This is a genomic window from Nonomuraea sp. NPDC004580 (assembly GCF_040609855.1).
Taxonomy (GTDB): Bacteria; Actinomycetota; Actinomycetes; order Streptosporangiales; family Streptosporangiaceae; genus Nonomuraea; species Nonomuraea salmonea.
Window position 1 is genome coordinate 72,638 of the sequence record NZ_JBEXLH010000015.1, and the last position, 20,643, is coordinate 93,280.

General features: G+C 71.2%; 27 protein-coding genes. 14 read left to right on the forward strand and 13 right to left on the reverse strand.

The features are described 5' to 3' along the window. Positions 1-20: 20 nt before the first annotated feature. Positions 21-455 carry a hypothetical protein gene (locus ABZW11_RS18245; protein ID WP_355418395.1) on the forward strand — a complete coding sequence of 145 codons (435 nt, stop codon included), beginning with the start codon at positions 21-23 and terminating at the stop codon, positions 453-455. Here the strand turns inward: ABZW11_RS18245 and ABZW11_RS18250 are convergent, their stop codons facing one another. Beyond that, entirely contained in the window at positions 456-1,532 is a 1,077-nt protein-coding gene (locus tag ABZW11_RS18250) for a bifunctional NAD(P)H-dependent oxidoreductase/GNAT family N-acetyltransferase (RefSeq protein WP_355418397.1), read from the reverse strand. It lies immediately after the preceding gene. A gap of 30 nt (positions 1,533-1,562) precedes the next feature. On the opposite strand from ABZW11_RS18250, the gene ABZW11_RS18255 reads away from it, so the two are divergent. Further along, positions 1,563-2,021 (forward strand): MarR family transcriptional regulator, encoded by a 459-nt coding sequence (locus ABZW11_RS18255; protein WP_355418399.1) that lies wholly within the window; start codon positions 1,563-1,565, stop codon positions 2,019-2,021. Here ABZW11_RS18255 and ABZW11_RS18260 read toward each other — a convergent pair. The 5 genes from ABZW11_RS18260 to ABZW11_RS18280 all read right to left on the reverse strand — a co-directional run bounded on the left by ABZW11_RS18260 (position 2,011) and on the right by ABZW11_RS18280 (position 5,421). Beyond that, positions 2,011-2,142: a hypothetical protein gene (locus tag ABZW11_RS18260; protein ID WP_355418401.1), complete on the reverse strand. Its 132-nt coding sequence runs from the start codon at positions 2,140-2,142 to the stop codon at positions 2,011-2,013. The genes ABZW11_RS18255 and ABZW11_RS18260 overlap by 11 nt on opposite strands. Positions 2,143-2,250: 108 nt before the next feature. Beyond that, entirely contained in the window at positions 2,251-2,715 is a 465-nt protein-coding gene (locus ABZW11_RS18265; RefSeq protein ID WP_355418403.1) for a tetratricopeptide repeat protein, read from the reverse strand. Between the two features lie 47 nt (positions 2,716-2,762). Next, positions 2,763-3,497, reverse strand: a complete 735-nt coding sequence (locus tag ABZW11_RS18270) for an SDR family oxidoreductase (RefSeq protein ID WP_355418405.1) — start codon at positions 3,495-3,497, stop codon at positions 2,763-2,765. Between the two features lie 119 nt (positions 3,498-3,616). After that, a complete protein-coding gene (locus ABZW11_RS18275) occupies positions 3,617-4,264 on the reverse strand; it encodes a response regulator transcription factor (RefSeq protein ID WP_355418407.1) in 648 nt (215 codons plus the stop codon). Next, positions 4,261-5,421 carry a histidine kinase gene (locus tag ABZW11_RS18280; protein WP_355418409.1) on the reverse strand — a complete coding sequence of 387 codons (1,161 nt, stop codon included), beginning with the start codon at positions 5,419-5,421 and terminating at the stop codon, positions 4,261-4,263. Before ABZW11_RS18280 ends, ABZW11_RS18275 begins: the two co-directional genes overlap by 4 nt. 118 nt (positions 5,422-5,539) lie before the next feature. On the opposite strand from ABZW11_RS18280, the gene ABZW11_RS18285 reads away from it, so the two are divergent. The 4 genes from ABZW11_RS18285 to ABZW11_RS18300 all read left to right on the forward strand — a co-directional run bounded on the left by ABZW11_RS18285 (position 5,540) and on the right by ABZW11_RS18300 (position 9,231). Continuing rightward, on the forward strand, positions 5,540-6,076 hold the full coding sequence (locus tag ABZW11_RS18285; RefSeq protein WP_355418411.1) for a hypothetical protein: 537 nt from the start codon (positions 5,540-5,542) through the stop codon (positions 6,074-6,076). A 61-nt stretch (positions 6,077-6,137) separates the two neighbouring features. Continuing rightward, a complete protein-coding gene (locus ABZW11_RS18290) occupies positions 6,138-6,764 on the forward strand; it encodes a TetR/AcrR family transcriptional regulator (protein ID WP_355418413.1) in 627 nt (208 codons plus the stop codon). Then, a complete protein-coding gene (locus ABZW11_RS18295) occupies positions 6,761-7,651 on the forward strand; it encodes an ABC transporter ATP-binding protein (protein ID WP_355418415.1) in 891 nt (296 codons plus the stop codon). Before ABZW11_RS18290 ends, ABZW11_RS18295 begins: the two co-directional genes overlap by 4 nt. Then, on the forward strand, positions 7,648-9,231 hold the full coding sequence (locus ABZW11_RS18300; protein ID WP_355418417.1) for an ABC transporter permease: 1,584 nt from the start codon (positions 7,648-7,650) through the stop codon (positions 9,229-9,231). The genes ABZW11_RS18295 and ABZW11_RS18300 overlap by 4 nt, the downstream gene beginning before the upstream one ends. Before the next feature lie 33 nt (positions 9,232-9,264). Here ABZW11_RS18300 and ABZW11_RS18305 read toward each other — a convergent pair whose 3' ends face one another. Further along, on the reverse strand, positions 9,265-9,831 hold the full coding sequence (locus tag ABZW11_RS18305) for a helix-turn-helix domain-containing protein (RefSeq protein WP_355418419.1): 567 nt from the start codon (positions 9,829-9,831) through the stop codon (positions 9,265-9,267). Between the two features lie 108 nt (positions 9,832-9,939). On the opposite strand from ABZW11_RS18305, the gene ABZW11_RS18310 reads away from it, so the two are divergent. Genes ABZW11_RS18310 through ABZW11_RS18320 form a run of 3 tightly spaced genes read left to right on the forward strand, consistent with a single transcriptional unit; the run spans position 9,940 to position 10,855 of the window. Then, the gene (locus ABZW11_RS18310) at positions 9,940-10,254 is read left to right on the forward strand and encodes a fumarylacetoacetate hydrolase family protein (protein WP_355418421.1); all 315 of its coding nucleotides are present in this window, start codon (positions 9,940-9,942) and stop codon (positions 10,252-10,254) included. After that, positions 10,254-10,445, forward strand: coding sequence for a DUF2867 domain-containing protein (locus ABZW11_RS18315; RefSeq protein ID WP_355418566.1), 192 nt, complete (start codon positions 10,254-10,256; stop codon positions 10,443-10,445). The genes ABZW11_RS18310 and ABZW11_RS18315 overlap by 1 nt, the downstream gene beginning before the upstream one ends. Next, positions 10,445-10,855, forward strand: coding sequence for a DUF6463 family protein (locus ABZW11_RS18320; RefSeq protein ID WP_355418568.1), 411 nt, complete (start codon positions 10,445-10,447; stop codon positions 10,853-10,855). Before ABZW11_RS18315 ends, ABZW11_RS18320 begins: the two co-directional genes overlap by 1 nt. A 26-nt stretch (positions 10,856-10,881) precedes the next feature. Here ABZW11_RS18320 and ABZW11_RS18325 read toward each other — a convergent pair whose 3' ends face one another. After that, entirely contained in the window at positions 10,882-12,051 is a 1,170-nt protein-coding gene (locus tag ABZW11_RS18325) for a hypothetical protein (RefSeq protein WP_355418423.1), read from the reverse strand. A gap of 140 nt (positions 12,052-12,191) precedes the next feature. Here ABZW11_RS18325 and ABZW11_RS18330 point away from each other — a divergent pair, with 140 nt between their 5' ends. After that, positions 12,192-13,154 (forward strand): GntR family transcriptional regulator, encoded by a 963-nt coding sequence (locus ABZW11_RS18330; protein ID WP_355418425.1) that lies wholly within the window; start codon positions 12,192-12,194, stop codon positions 13,152-13,154. On the opposite strand, the gene ABZW11_RS18335 is transcribed toward ABZW11_RS18330, so the two are convergent. The 3 genes from ABZW11_RS18335 to ABZW11_RS18345 form a co-directional block, all read right to left on the reverse strand. Continuing rightward, positions 13,091-13,384: a hypothetical protein gene (locus ABZW11_RS18335; protein ID WP_355418427.1), complete on the reverse strand. Its 294-nt coding sequence runs from the start codon at positions 13,382-13,384 to the stop codon at positions 13,091-13,093. The genes ABZW11_RS18330 and ABZW11_RS18335 overlap by 64 nt on opposite strands. A 64-nt stretch (positions 13,385-13,448) precedes the next feature. Further along, positions 13,449-14,054: a TetR/AcrR family transcriptional regulator gene (locus ABZW11_RS18340; RefSeq protein WP_355418429.1), complete on the reverse strand. Its 606-nt coding sequence runs from the start codon at positions 14,052-14,054 to the stop codon at positions 13,449-13,451. 9 nt (positions 14,055-14,063) lie between these two features. Next, positions 14,064-15,623, reverse strand: coding sequence for an MFS transporter (locus ABZW11_RS18345; protein WP_355418431.1), 1,560 nt, complete (start codon positions 15,621-15,623; stop codon positions 14,064-14,066). A gap of 104 nt (positions 15,624-15,727) precedes the next feature. On the opposite strand from ABZW11_RS18345, the gene ABZW11_RS18350 reads away from it, so the two are divergent. The 3 genes from ABZW11_RS18350 to ABZW11_RS18360 are packed head-to-tail and all read left to right on the forward strand — an operon-like array spanning position 15,728 to position 18,619. Continuing rightward, positions 15,728-16,621, forward strand: coding sequence for a helix-turn-helix transcriptional regulator (locus ABZW11_RS18350; protein WP_355418433.1), 894 nt, complete (start codon positions 15,728-15,730; stop codon positions 16,619-16,621). Positions 16,622-16,631: 10 nt separating this feature from the next. Next, positions 16,632-17,315, forward strand: a complete 684-nt coding sequence (locus tag ABZW11_RS18355; RefSeq protein WP_355418435.1) for a hypothetical protein — start codon at positions 16,632-16,634, stop codon at positions 17,313-17,315. Beyond that, positions 17,312-18,619, forward strand: coding sequence for a hypothetical protein (locus ABZW11_RS18360; RefSeq protein ID WP_355418437.1), 1,308 nt, complete (start codon positions 17,312-17,314; stop codon positions 18,617-18,619). Before ABZW11_RS18355 ends, ABZW11_RS18360 begins: the two co-directional genes overlap by 4 nt. A gap of 111 nt (positions 18,620-18,730) precedes the next feature. On the opposite strand, the gene ABZW11_RS18365 is transcribed toward ABZW11_RS18360, so the two are convergent. Continuing rightward, positions 18,731-19,327 (reverse strand): DUF1707 domain-containing protein, encoded by a 597-nt coding sequence (locus ABZW11_RS18365; protein ID WP_355418439.1) that lies wholly within the window; start codon positions 19,325-19,327, stop codon positions 18,731-18,733. A 9-nt stretch (positions 19,328-19,336) separates the two neighbouring features. Further along, a complete protein-coding gene (locus tag ABZW11_RS18370) occupies positions 19,337-19,600 on the reverse strand; it encodes a hypothetical protein (protein WP_355418441.1) in 264 nt (87 codons plus the stop codon). A 58-nt stretch (positions 19,601-19,658) separates the two neighbouring features. Between ABZW11_RS18370 and ABZW11_RS18375 the strand changes: the two genes are divergently transcribed. Next, positions 19,659-20,618, forward strand: a complete 960-nt coding sequence (locus tag ABZW11_RS18375) for an MBL fold metallo-hydrolase (protein ID WP_355418443.1) — start codon at positions 19,659-19,661, stop codon at positions 20,616-20,618. The last annotated feature ends 25 nt before the right edge of the window (positions 20,619-20,643 follow it).

Sequence of the window (20,643 nt, forward strand, 5' to 3'; positions counted from 1 at the left end):
CCGGCCTGCTGCTCGACTCGGTGTCCGCGCGCGAGCTGGCCCGGCGCCGCGACAGCCTCGGCGCGGAGATCCGCATCAGCAAAGAGGAGCTGAACGAGACGATCATCCTCGACCGCCGGGTGGTGATCCTGGCGGGCGACCTCAGGGCCGGTCGGCGCGGCTACAGCGTGATCTCCCAGCCGGAGATCGTGCAGGGCGTGATGTCGCTGTTCGAGACGGCATGGCGGTCGGCGACCGACCTCGCCGTCCACGACGCGCAGGTGGCCGAGATCCGGCAGCTCGCGCCCGCCGTGCTCGACCTGCTCGGCCAGGGGGTCAAGGACGAGACCGCGGCCCGCAGGCTGGGTCTTGGCGTGCGGACGTACCGGCGGCGGGTGGCCGAGCTGATGGACGCGCTCGGCGCGGAGTCCCGTTTCCAGGCGGGCGTCCGGGCCCGTGAGCTGGGGCTGGTGTAGTCAGCTCACCATCGCGTAGGCGGGCACGGGCTTGACCAGCGTGGCCGTGTCGCCGTCGGACGACTCCAGCCGGTAGCCCTGGGCCTGGTAGATGCGGAGGTTGCGGGCGCTGCGGGCCCCGGTGGACAGGACGATGCGGCGGCAGCCGGCTTCGGCGGCGGACTCGGCGCCGTGCAGGAGGCGGCGTCCCACGCCCTGGCCGCGCAGGTCGGGCACGACGGCGAGACGGCCGATGTGCCAGTCGTCGTCCACGCGGCGGGTGCGCACCATGCCGAGCAGCCGGCCGTCCCGCCACAGGCCGGTGACGTTCCAGGTCGCCAGCCAGGCGCGCACGCCGTCCAGCGACTCCCCCAGCGCGGGGATGTCCAGGGTGTCGTTGGCCAGCGCCTCCTCCACCCAGCAGCAGCGCTGCAGCACCAGGACGTCGGGGGCGTCGTCGGGGGTCAGCGTCCTGGCGTACGCGCCAGGCAGCAGGTCCGGCCGTGCGCCGGGACGCGTGCGCTCGCGCATCGGCCGCAGCGCGTGGGCGAGGCGGACGAGCTCGTCCAGGACGCCGGCGGCGGCCTGGTCACGTCCGGGATCCGGGCGGAGGGTCCCGCCGGAGATCGCGTCGCCGATGCGCAGGGCGACGGTGGCGCCCAGCGGCACCAGCCGCAGCGTGGTGACGACCTGCTTGGCGTGCTGGACCGACCGGGTGCCGGCCGAGGTGTTGCCGTAGCTGACGAAGCCCATGGGCTTCCACGCCCACTCGCGGCCCAGGTAGTCGAGGGCGTTCTTGAAGGCGGCGGGCATGCCGTAGTTGTACTCGGGGGTGACCGCGATGAAGCCGTCTGCGGCGTCCACCATGGCGCTCCACCGCTTGGTGTGCTCGTTGCGGTAGCGGCCGGAGGCTGGTTCGTCCTCCTCGTCGAGGAACGGCAGGTCGAGGTCGCTCAAGGCGACGGGTACGAGCTCGGCGCCCAGCTCCGCGGCCCGCGCCGCGAGCGTGCCGGTCAGCCACCCGCTCACCACGGGGCCGAGGGCGCCGGGACGGGTGCTGCACGTGAGGACGAGGATCCGCAGGTATTTCGTTGACATGGAAACGACCTTAGCTGGTATCTTGTTTACATGTCAACGAGAACGGTGCGCTGGCTCGACGCCGACGAGGAGCGCGCCTGGCGCGCCCTGCGCCGCATGATGATCGCGATCCAGACGCGCACCGCCCACGACCTGGCCGAGATCGGCCTGTCCGAGCCCGACTACGAGGTGCTCAGCACGTTGTCGGAGCGGCCTGGCCACACCGCCACGCTGCGCGAGCAGGCCGCCAAGATGGGCTGGTCGCGCAGCCGCCTGTCCCGGCACGCCACCCGCATGGAGGAGCGCGGCCTGGTGCGGCGCGAGCCCGACCCCGACGACGGCAGGGGCTGCTACCTCGTCCTCACCGAGCACGGATTGCACACCCTGGAGGACGCCGCCCCGGCCCACCTCGAGTCGGTGCGCCGCCACGTGATCGACCGCCTCTCCCCCGCGGACCTGTCCGCCCTGGAGGCCATCGCCGGCAAGCTGGAGGAGCCGCCTACCCCTTGATCGCGCCCGCCGTCATGCCGGCCGCCACGGTGGAGACCAGCACCGTGAAGAAGACCACCGAGCGCACGAAGACGCGCAGCGGCCGCCGACCGTCAACTCTCCCCCGCGGATTCCCGCTCATGGAGAACGGTCACGCCGTCGAAACGGCGCCGCCCGGCTCCTACACCTTCGTGGCCGGGCTGATCAGGAGCCGGTCAGGTGTCCCGCGCCCCTCTGACCGGCTCGTCGATCAGGGCATGTCGTCGAGCTGCTCGGCGATCCGCTCCAGGCCGTCTTTGATGAGCCGGCCGTAGTCGTCGTCGCCGAGCACGTGGATCTCGTCCCGCGCCCGCTGCAGGTGCTCGCGGGCGCGGTCGAGATCGCCCAGCTTGCGGTAGCACTCGCTCAGGTTGAGGTGCAGCGACGGATAAAGGCCGGCCACCGACAGCGGCACCCCCGCCTCGGCCACCCGCTCATCGGTGACACGATCGGCCGCGGCCAGCGCCCGCAGGTCCCACGTCAGCTCCTCGTGCACGTCGTCCTGCACGTCGGCCATGGAGTGAGCGAGCACGCAGACGTGCAGCGGATCACCCTGCTCACCGCCGATGTCCTCCCAGATCCGCGCGAACAGCTCACGGGCCGCGTCACGCTCACCACGCTGGTGGTGCAGCTCGACCCCCTCACCGATGCGGGCCATCGTGGGATCGGGGTACATCGGCGGCTCCTTCACCTCGGGGGGTCCGGGGAGCACTGTACTCGCGATCACACCTGGCCGACGCCGCCGTCCACGGGGAGGTCGATGCCGGTGACGAAGCTGGAGTCGGCGGAGGCGAGGAAGAGCGCGGCGGTGGCGATCTCCGCCGCGTCACCGAGCCGCCCGATGGGCACCTGCGCGGCGATCCGCTCCTTGAACCCTGCCGGGAGGTCCGCGAACGCGGGGGTGTCGATCGCGGCGGGGCTGAGCACGTTGACCCGGATGCCGCGCTGCTTCAGGTCGGTGGTCCACGTGCGGGCGAACGACCGCAGCGCCGCCTTGCTCGCGGCGTAGACCGTCGTACCGGGTCCGCCCTTGTCCGCCGCGCCCGACCCGATGAGCACGACCGAGGCGCCGTCGGACAGCAGCGGCAGCAGCTTCTGCACGGTGAAGAACGTCCCGCGCACGTTCACCCCGAAGACCGCGTCGAACGACTCCTCGGTCACGTCGTCGATGGTCTCGTTCCACGTCCAGACGCCGGCGTTGGCGACGAGCACGTCCACCTTGCCCGCCTCAGCCGTCACGACCTCGGCCAGGCGGGCCACGTCGGAGACCCGGCCGACGTCGCCGAGCACCCCGGTCACGCCGTGGCCCATCGAGGCCACCGCCGCGTCGAGCCGGTCCTGGCGCCTTCCGGTGATGAACACGCGCGCGCCCTCCTCGACGAACAACCGCGCCGTCGCCAGCCCCAGCCCCGACGTCGCACCGGTGACCACCGCGACTTTCGCGTCCAGCTTCGCCATATCGCTCCCCCCATCGTCAAGCTGAGCCTGCCCTCAACTTTTTCTCCTGCTCACTGTAGCGAACTTGAGGCAACCCTCAAACTGGACCGGCGGCCGAGGTGCTGGAGGTGCGGGGGGATTCACGCGCGGCCATGTTCGTAGGCCCAGGCGGCGATGCCCACGCGGTTGCGTACCCCGAGCTTGCGCTGGACGTTGGCCACGTGGGTCTTGGCGGTGCCGGCCGAGATGAACAGCTCGGCGGCGATCTCGGGGTTGGACCGGCCGCCGGCGACGAGCTTGACGACCTCAAGCTCGCGGTCGCTCAGCGGTTGCTCGCCCGGTACGCCGGTCCGGGTGGGCGACGGGGTGAGATGGCGCAGCAGGCGTACGGTCACCGACGGGCTGATCAGCGCGTCGCCGGCGGCTGCCGCTCTGACGCCCTCCACGAGGAGCGCCGGCCCCGCGTGCTTGAGCAGGAAGCCGCAAGCTCCCGCGCGGAGCGCGGCGTGCACGTACTCGTCGAGGTCGTAGCTGGTCACGACGATCACCCGCATCGGCGCCGCCGTCTCAGGGCCGGCCAGGCAGCGGGTGAGTTCGAGCCCGTCCATGCGCGGCATGCGGATGTCGGCGACGACCACGTCCGGTCGCAGCTCGCGGGCGAGGGCGAGCGCGGCCAGGCCGTCCGGCGCCTCGCCCACCACCTCCAGGTCCGGCTGGGCCGCGAGGATCGTGCGGAAGCCGCGCCGGACGGCCGGCTGATCGTCGGCGATCAGAACCCGGATGGTCATGGGAACACCGCCTTCACCACCCAGCCGCCGCCGGCGGCGGGGCCGGAGGCGAACTCGCCGCCCAGCGCCTGCACCCGCTCGGCCAGCCCCACCAGGCCGACGCCGGCGCGTTCGGCGGACGGCAGGCGCAACAGGGCCTGGTCGCGCGCCTGGCCGTGCGTATGGCCGTGCGCTTGGCCGTCTGCACGGTCGGCGACGGTCACGACGACCGCTCCCGTCTCGTCGCTCACCTGGATGGTCACGCTCGATCCGGCCGGCGCGTGCTTCCTGACGTTGGTGAGCGCTTCGACGACGATGCGGTAGATCGTGGTTCCGACCTCGCGCGGTACCGGGCCGGACGGTCCGACACGCATCTCGGTGTCGGGGAAGCCCGCGTCGGCGAAACGCCGCACCAGGTCGGGCAGGTCGTCAAGTCCAGGCAGGGGCTCGGCTGAGGCGCTGTCGCCCTCCAGTTCGCGCAGCATGCGTACGGTCCGGTCCATGGAGGCGAGCGCTCGCGCGCCGTCCTCCTCGATCGCCCGCAGGGCCGCCGCGGCCTCGGCCGGATCGCGGTCGAGCAGGATCTGCGCCGCCTGTGCCTGGATGACGATGGCGCTGACGTCGTGAGCGACGAAGTCGTGCAGGTCGCGGGCCAGTTGCAGGCGCTGGGTGCGGCGGGCCTGCGTGACCGCGTCGACCCGGCGCCGGTCGAGGATGCGCAGATAGGCGCCGAGACCGACCGCGCCCGCCGTGCCGATGGACCAGAAGAGGGTGAGGGCGACCGCGTCGAGACCCGAGGGCGGCGGCTGGGTGATCTGTAACCCCAGCAGCGCTTCGGAGATCGCGGCCACTCCCACCGCCGGGGCTGCCTGGCGTACGGCGGACCAGCGCACGGTCAGCGTGATGAGCGTGAGCACGGCGACCGTGTGGACCCAGGTCGATGGGCCGCCGGGGATGCCCGGATCGGCCAGCCAGACGAGCGTGCACATCGCGCCGGCCGCACCAGTGGTCGCCGTGATCGCCGGAAGGAGGGGGCGCGCCTTCGGCCACCAGACGAGCGACATGGCCGCGACCGTGAGCAGCGCGGGCACGGCGACGAGCGGGCTCGGGAGCGGCCGGAGGACGAGGGTGAGCGCGAGCGCGCCGGCCACGGCCGGACCGCCGGCGAGGAATCTCATGACGGCACCTTAGGGCAGCGGTCCGCGGCGGCGAATCAGCCGATCGGCAGATGTCTTCCCCCGCCGGACGGCACAGTCTGGGTCCCGGTCATCCACGACGCTCCTGGAGGTAGAAACGATGACGATCAACTTGCTGCACAAGGCTCCGGCCGCCGGTGACACCGAACGCCCCGTCCCGCGCTGGGCGCTGCGTGCCGCCTACGCGCTTCCCTGGCTGCTGCTCCCTTCGTGCCTGTGGAGGCTGCCGTTCGCCTTTCACTTCGAGATGGGTCAGCTCAGCGACGCGCCGGTGTCGCCATTGTGGCTCACCATCCCGTACGTGTTCGGGCTCAGTGTGCTCACGGAACTGGCGGCACTCCTCAGCATCGGTCTGGTGCGCCGGTGGGGCGAGGTGGTGCCGGGCTGGATCCCGGTCATCGGCGGTCGGCGTGTGCCGCCGATGGCGGCGGTCGTCCCCGCCGTGGCCGGTGGGCTGCTCCTGACCGCGGTCTCGGTGTGGATGGTGCTCTCCTGGGTCGGGGTCTCCGGGCGCGTGGCGTATGAGAACGGCTGGTGGCAGGCGCTGGCCATGGTGTGCATCACCCCGCTCGCGCTGTGGGGCCCGCTCGTGCTCGCCCTGGCCTACGCCTACCACCGGCGCCGCCGCAACGCCTGAAGCGCCCTACCGGCGTTGAACGCTTGCATAACGAACAATACATTCGTATAGACTCTTGGGCGTGCGACCAATCACTGAAGAGGATCTGACGACGCGAGCGCGCATCCGCGACGCGGCGATGACGTTGTTCGCCGAGCAGGGAGTCAAGGCCACCACGATCCGCGGGATCGCCGAGGCCGCCAAGGTCTCGCCGGGCCTGGTGCAGCACCACTTCGGCAGCAAGGAGGCGCTCAGGCACGCGTGCGACGAGTACGTCCTCGGTTACCTGCGCGACCAGGTCACCGCGGGCGTCACCGACCGAGGTCTGGACAAGCCGGAATTCATCGAGAACGTGCACCGGACCGCGCCGCCCCTGATGAAGTACCTCGGCCGCGCCCTCGTGGACGGCTCCCCGGCAGCCGCCGCGATGTTCGACGAACTCGTCCGTGTGACGGAGGAGCATCTCGCCGGCGACGAGCGCCCCGAGGCCGATCACCGCGCCCGCGCGACCGTGCTGACAGCGATGAAGCTGGGCATCACGGTGCTGCACGAGCACGTCTCCCGCGCGCTCGGCACGGATCTGTACGGCTCCCGGGGCGCGCTGCGCGTCGGCAAGGCCCAGCTCGACCTGATCAGACCGGAATTCCTCGGCCGCGAGCTGTTCGACCAGGCGCGGACGGGCCTGGAGAAGCTCGAGGGACAGCAATGAACGCCGCAGTGCACGCCGCCGGCCTGGTCAAGACCTTCGGCCGGGCCAGGGCTCTGGACGGGCTCGATCTCACGGTCAAGACGGGTGAGGTGCACGGCTTCCTCGGCCCCAACGGCGCGGGGAAGACCACCACGATCCGTATTCTGCTGGGGCAGATGCGCGCCGACGGCGGCCGGATCGCGTTACTCGGCGGCGACCCCTGGCGCGATGCCACCGAGTTGCACCGGCGGCTCGCCTACGTGCCCGGCGACGTCACCCTGTGGCCCTCGCTCACCGGCGGGGAGGTCATCGACCTGCTGGGCAGGGTGCGCGGCGGCCTCGACCCGAAACGCCGCGCCGAGCTGCTGGAGCGCTTCGAGCTCGACCCGCGCAAGAAGTGCCGCACCTACTCCAAGGGCAACCGGCAGAAGGTGGCGCTGGTGGCCGCGTTCGCCTCTGACGCCGAACTGCTGATCCTCGACGAGCCGACATCGGGTCTCGACCCGCTCATGGAGGCGGTCTTCAACGAGTGTGTCCTGCGGGAGAAGCGCGATGGCCGTACCGTGCTGTTGTCCAGCCACATCTTGTCGGAGGTGGAGACGCTGTGCGATCGCGTCAGCATCATCCGCGCCGGCCGCGCGGTCGAGTCCGGCAGCCTGGCCGACCTGCGCCACCTCACCCGGACCTCCGTCACCGCCGAGCTGATCGGGCCGGCGCCTGGCCTGGCCGCCCTGCCCGGCGTACACGGCCTCACCGTGAACGGCGCACGGCTGCGCTGCCAGGTGGACGGCGACGCGCTCACCGCGGTGCTCGCTGAGCTGGCCCGGGCGGGCGTACGCACCCTGACCACACAGCCGCCGACTCTGGAGGAACTGTTCCTGCGCCACTACGAGGGAGCCGCGAGATGACCGGCACCCTGACCGGCACAGGGACACTGATCCGGCTCATCCTGCGCAGGGATCGCGTGCTGCTGCCCGTGTGGATCGCGATCACCGCGCTGCTTCCCGCGAGCATCGCCTCTGCCACCGCCGACCTGTACGCCGACCAGGCCGCCCGCGACTCCTTCGCGGCGGCCTCGGCGAGCAACCCCGCGCAGCTGGCCATGCGCGGCCCCATCTACGACGCGAGCGTCGGCGGCCTGACCGCATGGACGCTCGGCTCCTCTCTGGGACTGATCGGCGGGCTGATCAGCATCCTGCTGGTGATCCGGCACACTCGCGTCGAGGAGGAGACCGGCCGGCGCGAGCTGCTGGCCTCGGGGGTCATCGGCCGTCACGCCCCGCTGGCCGCCGCGCTCGCGGTCGTGTCGGCCGCCAATCTGCTGCACGGTCTGCTGTCGGTTCCCGCTCTGGTCGCGGGCGGGCTGCCCGCGGGTTCCTCGCTGCTGTTCGGGCTGTCAACCGCCGCGGGGGGCTGGGCGTTCGCGGCGGTGGCCGCCGTCACCGGGCAGATCACCGCGTCCTCCGGTACGGCGCGCGGCATCGCGATCGCCGTCGGCGGTCTGCTGTTCGCGCTGCGCTCGCTGGCCGACCTCGGTGGTGTGGGCTGGCTGGCGTGGCTGACGCCGTTCGGCTGGGTCCGGCTGACCAGACCTTATGCCGGGGACCAGTGGTGGGTGCTGGGATTGATCGCGGTGTTCGCCGCTGCCTCGGCGGCGGCCGCGTTCGCCCTGTCCGCGCGGCGGGACGTGGCGGGCGGCCTGATCTCCGCCCGCCCTGGACCCGCCGAGGGGACGCTGCCGGGCACGTTCGGCCTGTCCGCTCGCCTGCACCGCGGCACCCTGGCGGGCTTCGCGATCGGTTTCGGAGCGCTGGGCGCCCTGCTGGGTGTGGCGGCGCGCGGGCTGAACGCCCAGCTGGACACGCCGCAGTTCCGGGAGCTGGCCGCGACCCTCGGTGGAGCCGAAGCCCGGCTCTCGGACGTGTTCTTCACCTTCGTGATGTACGTGCTCAGCCAGCTTGTCGCGGGGGCGGCTCTGGTGTCGGCGCTGCGCGCCCGTGCCGAGGAGTCGGCGGGCCGGGCCGAGCTGCTGTTGTCCACCCCCGTCGGCCGGCTGCGCTGGGCGCTGAGCCACCTGGTGTTCGCCGTCATGAGCCCGGTGCTGCTGCTGGCCGTGCTGGGCGCGGCGGCGGGGCTCACCTTCGACGGCGACGTGGCCCGCGTCACCGGAGCCACGCTGACCTACCTGCCGGCGGTCTGGATCGTGGTCGGGTTCGCGGTGCTGCTGTCCGGCCTGCTGCCACGGCTGGCGGCTGCCGTGAGCTGGACCGTGCTGGGCCTCTTTCTGGTTGTGGACCTGCTGGCGGAGTTCAGGCTGGCCACCGGGATCGTCCTCGACCTTTCGCCGTTCGTGCACGTGCCGGCGATGCTTCTGGGCAGCGTCTCGTCACCGGTGGCGCCACTGCTGGGGCTGACTGTGGTGGCCATCACCCTGAACGCTGCGGGGCTGGTGTTCCTGCGCCGCCGCGACCTGATGCCCTCGGCCTGAAGATCTGATGCCCGAGCCTCGGCCTCGCCGGCATCAGGCGAGGCCGAGGCTCGGGGGCAGCAGAGCGCGGATCGTGGCCTGGACGGCCTCGAGGTCGACTGCTTCGGGCGCCACCCGCCACTGTGCGTGCACGCCGATGACGGTCCCCACGAGCAGGACCGTGAGCGCCTCCGGAGTCGTGCCCGGGGGTGCCGCGTGTGCGGGGATCCGGGTCTGTACCCCCTGCCGCAGCGCCGCGTGCAGGCGTGCGTGGTGTTCGCGGATCGGGGAGCCGGTCTCCACGGCTTCGGCGAGCAGGGTGATGAACAGGCGGGTGGCCGGTAGCCGGATGAAGTCCATGACCTGGTTCAGCGCGTCGCCCGCCGCGTCGGACGGGGGGAGGCCGGTCAGGACGGCGTGGAGCTGGTCGTCGAGCACGGCTTCCAGCAGGCCCAGCTTGTTGCCGAAGTGCCAGGGGATGGAGCCGCGGCTGATGCCGGCCTGGTCGGCGATGTCGATGAAGCTCGTCCGCCGGTATCCCTTCTCGGCGAAGAGCTCGGCGGCGGCTGCCACCAGGAGGCGGCGGCTCTCCCGGGTCCTTTCGTCACGTCGCGTGGCCATGGGCTCCATCTAACCAGGTATGCCGGACAGCAGAGCATGTGCCATGGGATATAGCCTATGTTGGTCAACATAGACAATGAGGAGGTTCGCTCATGCGCTGGGTGACCTATGCGACCGGTCCCGCTGGCCGGCGCCATGCTCCGCGCGCCGATCCCGCGCCCCCCGTCCGTCCGCGACTGCCTGTGCTTCCTGGAGCACATGCGCAACTGCCAGCACGCCTCCGGCGCGCCCCGCACGCTCAAGGACACCTGGTACGAGATCCCCGCATTCTCCTTCGCCTCCCCGGCGACGATCGTCGGCCCGTACGACGACGTGCCCATCTCCCCCGGCATCGCCTGGTTCGACTTCGAGCTGGAGATCGCCGCGGTCATCGGCCCCGGGGGCCGCGACCTCACCCCCGAGCAGGCACCGCGCACGCCGTGATGCACCTCGGGTGGGTGCCGGGCGCGAACGGCGACCACGAGTTGCGGATGGCCGTCCCTGTCAAACCCAACGGCCGGTTCGGGCGTCTCTACATGGCCGCCATCGCTCCGTTCCGGCACCTCGTCGTCTACCCCGCCCTGACCCGGCAATGGGAGCGGGCCTGGCGCGCCCACCTGGGGAGGACGTCGTGATGAACACCGAAAGGCGGCTGCTCCGCTGGGCGGCCGGAATCATGCTCGTGCTGGGGATCGGGCACCTGTCCCTGCTGACTCTCATCAGTCGGGAGGATGTCGCCGGCTGGGTGGACCGGGGGCTGTGGGCGGCCGTCCCGCTCCTGTCCGGCGCGGAGGGGAACCAGGACGATCAGGTCGCCTTCTGGGCCGGTCCTGGCAGTTTCGCCGTGCCGCTGATCCTCCTGGGCTGCCTGGTCTGGCAGCTCGCCGGACGGGGGGTGGCCGTGCCGGCCGGGATCGGGTGGGGGCTTGCGGTGTGGTGCCTGGTGAGCGGGGTGCTGCTCGTTCCGTCACCGTACTTCGTCGGGACCATCGCCGGGGTACTGATCATCGTGGCGGGGCGGAGGTCATCCAGGGGTCCCGCCTAGGAGCGTTCATCGGCCTGTCCCGGCGATCATCTGGCACCGAGATCAGGAAAACGGGCCGACGCGCTTGCCACGCTGTGGCGCGAGTCCTCATCCAGGGGGCCGGCGGGCGCCCTCGTCTCGCCCCGTGCGAGCCCTTTGCGGTGCGCCGCCTTCCTGCGGAGGACCAGCTCGCGGGGGCTCACCGTCTCGGCGCGACGACCCGGCTCGTTGCGATGGGTCACCGTGACGACCAGGGCCCCCGCCAGCACGGTCAGGATGGCCGTCGCCGCGAGCGCGGTCCAGGTCGCCGCGTCGGGGTTGATCAGCGACTGACCGCGCAGCGCCTGCCAGGCCGTGATGGTGAACAGCGCGCCGTAGCCCAGGATGGCGACGCCGGTGAGCTGGGCGCGTACGCGTTCGTGGCGTAGCCGATCGATCCGGGCCGCGAGGGCGGTGAGAACCAGCACCGTCAGCACGAGTACCTGGATGGAGTGCAGGCCGATGAAGTGGGGGACGCGCAGGTCGCCGCCTGTGGTGCTCCAATTCGTGATCGGCATGCCGCCACCGTCCGGCACCCCGACCCCGTGTCCGCCCACCAGCGGAACCGGGCTGCCGTAGGCGTCCTGGACCGTACGGGGCCCGGCCGACGAGGTCCACCCGGTGATGAAGGACGCCAGCGCCATGCCGAGGACGGCCAGCCCGAGCCCGGCACGCAGGGCCCCGGTGAGTGCCGCCTCACCGACGCGCTGGAACAGCAGCATGACGGCGACGATCAGGCTAGCCCCGAACAGCCCGAACACACCTGTGGAGAAGATCTGCTGCCCTATCAGGTTGAACGTGTCGGTGCCGGCGTTGAAGTGGCTGAAGGTCCCGCGGGCGGCCTGCACCGCGATGAAACCGACGTCGATCAGCCCGGCGACGGCGAAGACCGTTCCGACGAACCACATCGTGCGCCGTGCCCGGCGCAGTTTCGGTATCAGCCAGGCGAGCGTCGCGCCGTACATGACGAACGACGCCCCGAATTTCAGCGGCTTGGCCCAGACCGACTCCTGCAGGAGCTGGCGACCGTCGGCGAAGAGACCGACGCTCGCGACGACGACTAACGCGGACATGGCCGCCACCATGATCATGAGCGGCCGGTGCCACGACCGTACTTCGGCGTACGAGAGGGACAGCCGGCGTGCCGACCGGCTTGCGTACGGCGTATCTGATGTCATGTGTACATCGTATGGTCCCACCTTGCCCGGAAGGCGAAAGTAACGCTCATCGGGGCGAGAAAGTGTACTAGTATGCCGATTGGTGAACTAGTACACTCAAGGCAAGCCCGCGACAATCGCCGAAGGATCGGAAGGCATTCATGACATCGGCCACGCAACGTCCGGACCCGCCCTACCGGCGCATCGTCGAGGAGTTCCGTACCCGGATCCTGGCCGGTGACCTGCGGCCAGGCGATCGCGTGCCGTCCATCCGGCAGATCGCCCAGCGATGGAGTGTCGCCGTCGCGACCGCGACCAAGGTTGTGGCGGCCCTGCGTGACGAAGGACTGGTCGAGCCGAAGGTCGGCGCCGGTACGGTGGTCAGCGCACGCGCGAGCCGAAGGGAGCGGTCGTCCGCTCCGGCTGCGCTGCCCGCGGCGCGGCAGGCCGGCGTCCTCAAGGGCTCGCTGAACCGCACGCACGTCCTGCGCACCGCCATCGCGATCGCCGACGCCGAAGGGCTCGGCGCGGTGTCCATGCGGCGGCTGGCGGCCGAACTCGGCGTGGGCCCGATGTCGCTGTACCGGCACGTGACGGGCAAGGACGACCTGGTGACGCAGATGGCCGACGAGGTCTTCGGCGAAGCCGAACCGCCCTTCCCGGGGCCGGAAGGGTGGCGGGCCAAGCTCGAACTGATCGCCCGCCTGCAATGGGAGCTGTCCCGGCGACACCTATGGCTGCCCAGAGCCGTCTCGTTCACCCGCCCCTTGCTGGTGCCCAACATGATGGCCCACACCGAGTGGACCCTGCGCGCGCTCGACGAGCTCGAGTTGCCCATGGAGACCCGGATCCGCGAGGCGCTCACGCTGCCCGCGCTGGTCCACACCGTGGCGCTGTCCATGGCAGAGGAGGCCGAAGCCGAGCAGGAGACCGGCGTGACGCTCGACGGGTGGCGGCTGCTCCAGCGCAAGCGGGCCGAGGAACTCCTCAGCACTGGACGATTCCCGCTCCTGGCCGCCCTCCCCGAGGAGACGGTGTCGGACCTGGACGGGATGTTCGACTACATCCTGGCACGACATCTCGACGGATTCGCCGTCATGCTGAGCAGGGGTGCGGCGATGTAGCGGCGCCTTGGCAGGGGGCGGAGGCGTTCGGCGTTCGGGCGGCCGTCCACGAGGTACTCCCGGTGCACGGCGGCGAGGAAGACGCGGCCGAAGACCAGGGTGGAGTTGCCCATGCGCAGCGTCGTGTGGGAGCGGCACTCCAGGACGACCGGTGAGGCGGCCACCCGGGGTGGGCGGACGAGGCGGCTGGGCTCGCGTTCCAGCTCTTCGGGGTCGAGGTCGACGCGCATGGCGTCCAGTACTCATCGGGTCCTCCCGCCCGGCGCGGTCGCCACGCGGGAGGACCCGATGACCTCAGGCGCCGGCCGAGGTGGTGCCGCCGCTGGTCGTGTAGACCTCCAGCAGGCGTTCGACGCCGTGCAGGAACGTGTCGCTGATCAGCTCGGGGTCGAACAGGCAGCCGGCCGCCATGGCGCCGTCGCGCATCATGACGAAGTGGCGTCCGGCGGGCTCGGCGCCGTCCTCGCGGATCTGGGCCAGCAGGCCCGTGACGGTGTCGAGGAACCACTGGCGGTGGGCGATCACGGCCTTGCGCACCGGTGACTCGGGGTCGGGGTATTCGGCGGCGGCGTTGAGGAACGCGCAGCCGCGGAAGCCCTCCGACTGGATGCCCTGGGCGATGGAGCGGCTGATGGCGAGGATCGCCTCGGCGGGCGGCAGGCCGGCGGCGGCCTCTTCCGCGGGTGTCCGTATCGCGCGATCGACCCCGCTCAGGTAGGCGAGGACGAGCTCCTCCTTGCCGGGAAAGTGCCGGTAGAGGGTGGCCCTGGTGACCTGAGCCTCTCCGACGATGCGATCGATACCGACGGAGTGGATGCCCTCCGCGTAGAAGAGCCGGGTGGCCGTGTCGAGGAGCCGGGACCGCGCTTCGGACGGCCGGCCTTCGGTTTCGGTACGCATGTGACCATCCTAGTGGGTAGACCGTTCGGTCTTGGCAGTGTGCCGAATGAGGAGGAGTCTAGGCAAGACCGAACGTTCTGTCCTGGCGAATCGACCCCGCGTGCGCGGCCTCTTCGTCATCTTTCCTCTTCGGGCAGAGACGGCTACGACGCCGAGCACGACGTGCAGAACGCTCGCCACCGCGGCGACCACGTGGAGACCGGTGACGAAGGCCGTCTTCGCCTCCGTGGCCAGGGCCGGCGCCAGGTCCCGCAGGTGCAGGGTCTCGTCGAGGGTGGGGGCCAGGCCCGGGCCCTGGAGGCGGAAGACCAGGGCGGCGAGCGAGCCGAGCAGGGCGATGCCGAGGGCGTTGCCCAGCTCGTTGCTGGTCTCCGCGATCGCGCCCGCCGCGCCCGCGCGCTCGACGGGGACGGCGTCGACGGCGGTGTCGGCGACGACGCTGAAGCTGATGCCGTAGCCGACGCCGGTGACGACCGTGGCGGTCACGTACCAGCCGATGCCGCCGCTGATCGCCGTGGGGAGCAGGAACAGCAGGCCGCCCGCGATGGAGAAGTGGCAGACGATCAGGGTGGTGCGCTTGCCGATGCGATCGACCACGAACGGCGTGACGACGCACGTGATGGTCAGGACGACGGCGCCGGGGATCGCGAGCAGGGCCGCGTGCAGGACGCTCAGGCCGAGGACGGACTGCAGGTAGACGCCCGCCAGGTACGCGGTCGCCGACCACGCCGCCAGCGGCAGCAACCCGGTGACGATCGCCAGCGAGAAGAGCCTGTCGCGGAAGAGCGAGAAGTCCATCAGGGGCTGCGGGAGCCGCAGTTGCCTGCGGGCGAACCAGGCCAGGAGCGCCACCCCGGCGACGCCCGCGATCACCGTGCTGATCGACAGGCCTTCAATGGCCGCCGCCTTTACAGCGTAGATCACGAGCAGGAGGCCGAGAGCGGAGGTCACGACGCTCAGCGCGTCGATCCTGCCTGCGCGCTTCGTGCGCACCTCGCGGAGCAGGCCGGGCGCGAGGAGCAGGAACAGGGCGACGACCGGCACGTTGACGAGGAAGACCGAGCCCCACCAGAACCGTTGCAGGACGAGACCGCCCGCCACCGGGCCGATGGCGAACCCGGCGGCGAACGCCGCGGCGAAGACGCCGATCGCCTGCGCCCGGCGCCGCGGGTCGGCGAACAGCTCGCTCAGCACCGCCAGGGCCGACGGGAGGAGGGTCGCGCCCGCCACTCCCATCAGCGCGCGGGCGGCGATGAGCAGCTCGGCGTTCGGCGCGAAGGCCGCCAGGGCGGAGCCGATGCCGAAGACCGTGGCGCCGATCATGAGCAGCTTCAGCCGGCCGTACCGGTCGCCGAGGTTGCCGAACGCGATCAGCAGGGAGCCGACGGCGAAGCCGTAGCCGTCGAGGATCCACAGGGCCTGGTCGGCGGTGGGCATGAGGGCCTGGCTGATCCTGGGCATCGCCAGGAAGAGGATGGATCCGTCCATGGAGACGAGCAGGACGGGCCCGAGGACCACGATGAGGCCGAGCCAGGCTCGCAGCCCTGGTGCATTGTGCTGTTGCGACATGTCCCTGACTGTCGGGCCGGGGCCGGATCGTCAGCCATCCCCCTGCCATGGGTGCACCTGACAGGGTCACCCACGCGGGCGCCCGGCCGCCTACGATCGATCGCATGGAGAGTCTGGGAGCGTTCCTCAAGCGCCGGCGCGATCTGGTCACGCCGGCCATGGCCGGGCTGCGCACGTACGGGACCACGCGCCGCGTCCCCGGCCTGCGGCGAGAGGAGCTGGCCCAGCTCGCGGGGGTGAGCGTCGGCTACTACATCAGGCTCGAACAGGGGCAGGCGGAGAGCGCCTCCGAGCAGGTGCTCGACGCCCTCGCGCGGGTGCTGCAGCTCGACCCGATCGAGGCCGTCCACCTCCACAACCTCGCCCGGCAACCCGGCAACCCCGGGCTGTCCGAGCCTCCTGCCGAGGAGCCGCATCCCCGGGTCGTCGCGCTCCTGGAGGCTCTGAGCGAGGCGATGCCGGCGATCGTGCTCAGCCGGCGGGGTGACGTGCTCGCCTGGAACCGTACCGGTCACGCGCTCATGGCCGAGCACGTCCCGTTCGAGGCGCCGAAGGACGCGGCGCGGCGTCCGTCCGTTCCGCGGATGTTCTTCCTCGACCCGTTCACCCGCGACCTGCATCACAACTGGGACGAGCTGGCCCGCGTCCACGTCGCCTACCTGCGGCTCACGGCGGGGCGGTTCCCCACCGACGCGCTGCTGGCGAAGCTGATCGGTGAGCTGACGATGCGGAGTGCCGAGTTCGCGACGCTGTGGGCGGAGGGCGAGGTGGCCGACTGCACGGTCGGCACCATGCACCTGCGGCACCCCACCGTCGGTGCGGCGAGCGTCAGCTATCAGGTGTGGCTGCAGCCCGACAGTCCCGGTCACCGGCTCGAGGTCTACACGCCGAACGACCCCGGATCCGCCGACGCCCTGCGGCTTCTGGCGCACCGGAACCTCGAATCGGGCTCAGGCGATTTCCCGCAACGAGCGGCGGAGCACGGTTTCGCGCGTTAGCGTGCACGGCATGCTGGTCATCTCTCTGCAGGCCATTCTGGAGGAGGCGCTGGCGGTCGGGCGCTTCAATACGGGAAATGTCCGGCATCTGCCCGAGCTGCTGCGGCCGGAGAACATGCGGCAGCTGCGGGAGCATTCGGCGGTCTTCTGCTTTCTGGCCTTTCATCCCACCGGAGACACCGCCGTCGCCGACTACGTACGTTCCGGCACGATGGCCGATGACAGCGGGCCCAACGTGCTCGTCCTGTTCACGCTCGACCGGCCCGCGCCGATCGCGGTCCCCCTCGGGTCGGACGCGTTCGGGCAGTGGGCGGAGCTGGATAGAGGGGCTAATCCGGCCAATCACATGATTCGCACGCTTTTCGCCGGGTCCCGGGTGCCGCCGCTGCCCGGTCTCGCCGTCTTCCTCGACCTGTCCGAGGACACCGAGGGCTTCTATCTGCCGCTGGGGCATCTGGCGTCGGAGCATGAGGTACGGACGTTCCTGCGCGAAGCGTTCGCCGACATCGACCACCTCGCCACCACCGGCAAGCCCGGCAGGCTCCTCGACGACCTCGGCGTGGTGTGGACGCGGCGCGGGCTGGCGTACGAGCGGACCGGCCGCAGACCCGTACGCGAATGGCTGATCGAGGGCTTCCGCACGGCGAGGGAGCACTACGGCGACATCGTCGGCACGATCGGGCTGATGGGATGATCGACATTCAGTGGCAGGCCCGCGAGACGCCGCCCGGCGCCGAGACGCTCATGGCCGTCCTCGGCGAGCTGATGCAGGAGGCGTTGTTCGCCGGCACCTGCGATGCCGTGCTCGGCCCGTCGCGCTTCCCGGGCGGCGATCTCCAGGGCCGCGTCCCCCGGCACATCGTGACCGTCCGGCTGGCCGAGGCGCTGGAGCGGGCGATCGGGCTGGAGTTCGCCCCGTCCATGCGCATCCCGTTCCTGTGGCTGGCGCGGCGGGGCGGGGGCGAGCCGGGCGGTTACCTGCCGGCCTCCTTCGATCTCCCGCCCTCCGGCTGGGCCATCGATCTGCTGGCCCGGTGGGAGGCGCACGACTCGGTCAGGAGGTCCTGGGCCGCGGACGCCCGCGATGGCAACAGCCGCGTCCTGGAGTCGGCCCGCCTGCTGCGGGCCGCCCTCTTCCATGCGCTTCGGACGGGTGATCTGTCGGCAGCCATCCGCTATGTCGTGGACGTGGTGGAGTGCGGGTTGTGCCGGGACGTCACGGGGGCGGCGCGGGCCATCACCCTGCTGCTCCGGGTGCGGTCCGGGGGCGGGACGGCCGAGGAGATGGTCCGGACCTTCTTCGACGGGCGGCTGCCGGGCACCTTCCACGAGTGGATGACCACCCCGTACGCGCAGGCCGACCCCGAGCCGCGGCCCCTTTCCTCTGAGGCGTCCTCGCTCGTCGGGATGCTGGTGGAGCGGGCGTTCCGCCTGCTGGAGGAGGCTCGGCGAACTGATGGGTTCGACTCCTGGTTCATGGCACTGACCAAGGCTGAGAGCATCGTCCAGGGCACCCTGTACGTCCTGCAGTGGAGCATGCCGCGCATGCCGCTGGGGCTGCGGGCCGTGCACGGGCAGCTGCTGGAGCTGGACGCGCACTACAGCGGGATGGTGGCGAGCCTGCGGGTGGCGCGTCCGCCCGTCATGGAGTCGGTCGTCGCGCACAGCCGTGGGCTGGCCGGCGTCTTCCGGGCCAAGGGCGACGTGAGCGGGGACCGGTTCGCCCGGGAGGCGCTGCTCGTCCCGCGTTTCCTGCTGGATGAGCCCTTGACGGACGGCTGGCGCGAGCCCGGCCACCGCACGGCGTCCATGCTGCCCAGGCCGGACGGGCTGCGGGAGCGGCTCTCGCCCGAGCAGGCCGTCGTGCTCGCGCCGGACGACCCCTCCTCCTGGCAGGAGCTGGGCTCGCTGTTGCGGGGGCGGGACGCGCCCTGGGCCGGTCGGGTGTGTGATCACCTGGCGGGGGTCGCGGCCGAGCGGGCGCGCCCACCTGCCTGAGACGACCGCGCGCGGTTCGGATCGGCGAGCGCACAGCTCTGCGCTCCCGCCGCGCAGCGCTTCAAGGGGGTCAGCGCTCCTTGGCGAGCGCACGGCGTATGGGGGCGGGGGTCAGCGCTCCTGGAGGCGGCGCAGTTTGCGGCGTTCCCAGCTGTTGGGGTGGCGGATGACCACTCCCCCGGCGCCGCCGCTGCCGGCCAGCCGGATCAGCGGGGTCCTGGGCAGCCGGTCGGGCGTGGTCTTGTCTCTGAAGCCGCCCAGACCGGGGTTCATGCGCGAGGTCTCCGCGATCCAGCCGTCGGGGATGACGATCGTGACGCCGGCCATCTCGCCGTGCACCTCGATCTGAACCTCGGGCAGCCGGCACTCGGTCTGGGTGAAGTCGAGCTTGGCGGCGCCCATGCCGCCGTACACGATGATGCGGCCCGGCACGTCCCAGCGCCCGGTGCGGGTGACTCCGTGCATGCCGCCCTTGAGGACCAGCGGCTCCTGATCGACCGGAACCTCCGGAGGCAGGTCGGCGGTGAGGCGCTCGAGATCGCCGTACGTCTTGGCGTTCAGGGCCACGCTCAGCCGCACGTCCAGCTCTTCGAGGTCGATCCGGCCCTCGGCCGCCGCGTTGTTCAGCCGTTCCACCACCGCTTCGCGCTCGTCGTGCGAGACGCGCCAGTCGGCACGGCGGACGGGTTCCGGGGGGCCAGAAGTCATAGCCCGATACTACGGCGATTCGGCACAAGCCCGGGCAGTCCGTCCCAGGTATTCGGTGTTGCTAAGTAGGAGCAGGCCCGCCGCGCCGGCCAGGATCGACTCCTTGGCGAGCAGGATCCTGGGGTCGCCGGTGAGCAGTGACGCGGCGAGCAGCAGGACGAAGGTGGCGCTGACGAGGGCGGCGAGGCCGTCCAGCCTGGGGTGGAGATCAGGTCCGACCTGCTTTGATATCGACTCCCTTATCGGTCGGCGATGGAGATCGCTATTGGACATGCGGAAACGAGGTCTGCTTCGCTGTCCGGACCGTCTCCGAGAAAGCAGGTACTCGTTCATGCCGTCCCGTCGTACCGTGCTGGCCGCCGCCGCCCTGCTACCGCTGGCGGGAGGGGCGCGCCCGGCCTCGGCCGCGCCCAGGACCGCGCAGGACTATTACGACCGCGCGGCCAAGCTCGCCGGCGACGACCCCGTACTGAAGGCCCTGGTCAAGGCGCTCTCCCCCGACCTCCAGACGCCGGCCGTGCAGCCCGTCGAGCCCTTCAAGATCTTCGAGAACGTCGCGGTGGTCGGCACCACGTTCGTCCAGGCCACGGCGTTGCTCACGTCGAAGGGCGTCGTCCTCATCGACGCGATGGGGTCACCGGACGACGTCAAGAAGATCATCGTCCCCGGTCTGCGAGCCGTGGGCGTGAACCCCGCCCACATCAAGTACGTGGTGGCCGCCCACGGTCACGACGACCACTTCGGCGGCGCGCAGTACCTCGCGGACACGTACGGCGCCCGCGTCATGATGCACAAGGCCGACTGGGACCTCATCGCCGCCGAGCGCCCCGAGCACGCCCCCAAGCGCGACCTGGAGATCGCCGACGGCCAGAAGCTGACCCTCGGCGACACCACGATCGTCTTCCACCACACGCCGGGCCACACCCCCGGCACCGTCTCGCCCGTCTTCCCGGTCCGCTGGAAGGGCCGCCGCCACACCGCCATCCTGTGGGGCGGCACCAACCCGCCCGCCACGGTGGCGGCCAAGCGCACGTACCTGTCCTCCGTGCGTACGGCCGCCGTCGCGATGCGCAAGGCCGGTGTGGACGTCGAGCTGAACAACCACGGGGGCGCCGACTACGGCCTGACCCGCATCGAGCAACTCCGTGCGGGAGCCACGAAGAACCCGTTCATCATCGGCCCCGCCAGGACGCAGCGCTTCATGAAGGTCATGGAGACGATGCTGCGCGGCCGCATCCTCCAGGACCAGCAGCAGGCCGCGTCCGGCCGCTCAGCACCCGCCTGCTGCTGACGCCGCTCATTCAGTAGGTCGGGAC

What these genes read in the sequence shown, in the direction of transcription:
- ABZW11_RS18375 (WP_355418443.1), top strand. Translation starts at nt 19,659, where the DNA reads ATGCCGTCCCGTCGTACCGTGCTGGCCGCCGCCGCCCTGCTACCGCTG.
- ABZW11_RS18250 (WP_355418397.1), bottom strand. Translation starts at nt 1,532, where the DNA reads ATGTCAACGAAATACCTGCGGATCCTCGTCCTCACGTGCAGCACCCGT.
- ABZW11_RS18260 (WP_355418401.1), bottom strand. Translation starts at nt 2,142, where the DNA reads ATGAGCGGGAATCCGCGGGGGAGAGTTGACGGTCGGCGGCCGCTGCGC.
- ABZW11_RS18325 (WP_355418423.1), bottom strand. Translation starts at nt 12,051, where the DNA reads ATGACATCAGATACGCCGTACGCAAGCCGGTCGGCACGCCGGCTGTCC.
- ABZW11_RS18300 (WP_355418417.1), top strand. Translation starts at nt 7,648, where the DNA reads ATGACCGGCACCCTGACCGGCACAGGGACACTGATCCGGCTCATCCTG.
- ABZW11_RS18360 (WP_355418437.1), top strand. Translation starts at nt 17,312, where the DNA reads ATGATCGACATTCAGTGGCAGGCCCGCGAGACGCCGCCCGGCGCCGAG.
- ABZW11_RS18335 (WP_355418427.1), bottom strand. Translation starts at nt 13,384, where the DNA reads ATGCGCGTCGACCTCGACCCCGAAGAGCTGGAACGCGAGCCCAGCCGC.
- ABZW11_RS18315 (WP_355418566.1), top strand. Translation starts at nt 10,254, where the DNA reads ATGCACCTCGGGTGGGTGCCGGGCGCGAACGGCGACCACGAGTTGCGG.
- ABZW11_RS18255 (WP_355418399.1), top strand. Translation starts at nt 1,563, where the DNA reads ATGTCAACGAGAACGGTGCGCTGGCTCGACGCCGACGAGGAGCGCGCC.
- ABZW11_RS18330 (WP_355418425.1), top strand. Translation starts at nt 12,192, where the DNA reads ATGACATCGGCCACGCAACGTCCGGACCCGCCCTACCGGCGCATCGTC.
- ABZW11_RS18275 (WP_355418407.1), bottom strand. Translation starts at nt 4,264, where the DNA reads ATGACCATCCGGGTTCTGATCGCCGACGATCAGCCGGCCGTCCGGCGC.
- ABZW11_RS18340 (WP_355418429.1), bottom strand. Translation starts at nt 14,054, where the DNA reads ATGCGTACCGAAACCGAAGGCCGGCCGTCCGAAGCGCGGTCCCGGCTC.
- ABZW11_RS18345 (WP_355418431.1), bottom strand. Translation starts at nt 15,623, where the DNA reads ATGTCGCAACAGCACAATGCACCAGGGCTGCGAGCCTGGCTCGGCCTC.
- ABZW11_RS18310 (WP_355418421.1), top strand. Translation starts at nt 9,940, where the DNA reads ATGCGACCGGTCCCGCTGGCCGGCGCCATGCTCCGCGCGCCGATCCCG.
- ABZW11_RS18305 (WP_355418419.1), bottom strand. Translation starts at nt 9,831, where the DNA reads ATGGCCACGCGACGTGACGAAAGGACCCGGGAGAGCCGCCGCCTCCTG.
- ABZW11_RS18280 (WP_355418409.1), bottom strand. Translation starts at nt 5,421, where the DNA reads ATGAGATTCCTCGCCGGCGGTCCGGCCGTGGCCGGCGCGCTCGCGCTC.
- ABZW11_RS18265 (WP_355418403.1), bottom strand. Translation starts at nt 2,715, where the DNA reads ATGTACCCCGATCCCACGATGGCCCGCATCGGTGAGGGGGTCGAGCTG.
- ABZW11_RS18285 (WP_355418411.1), top strand. Translation starts at nt 5,540, where the DNA reads ATGACGATCAACTTGCTGCACAAGGCTCCGGCCGCCGGTGACACCGAA.
- ABZW11_RS18365 (WP_355418439.1), bottom strand. Translation starts at nt 19,327, where the DNA reads ATGACTTCTGGCCCCCCGGAACCCGTCCGCCGTGCCGACTGGCGCGTC.
- ABZW11_RS18270 (WP_355418405.1), bottom strand. Translation starts at nt 3,497, where the DNA reads ATGGCGAAGCTGGACGCGAAAGTCGCGGTGGTCACCGGTGCGACGTCG.
- ABZW11_RS18370 (WP_355418441.1), bottom strand. Translation starts at nt 19,600, where the DNA reads ATGTCCAATAGCGATCTCCATCGCCGACCGATAAGGGAGTCGATATCA.
- ABZW11_RS18355 (WP_355418435.1), top strand. Translation starts at nt 16,632, where the DNA reads ATGCTGGTCATCTCTCTGCAGGCCATTCTGGAGGAGGCGCTGGCGGTC.
- ABZW11_RS18320 (WP_355418568.1), top strand. Translation starts at nt 10,445, where the DNA reads ATGAACACCGAAAGGCGGCTGCTCCGCTGGGCGGCCGGAATCATGCTC.
- ABZW11_RS18295 (WP_355418415.1), top strand. Translation starts at nt 6,761, where the DNA reads ATGAACGCCGCAGTGCACGCCGCCGGCCTGGTCAAGACCTTCGGCCGG.
- ABZW11_RS18350 (WP_355418433.1), top strand. Translation starts at nt 15,728, where the DNA reads ATGGAGAGTCTGGGAGCGTTCCTCAAGCGCCGGCGCGATCTGGTCACG.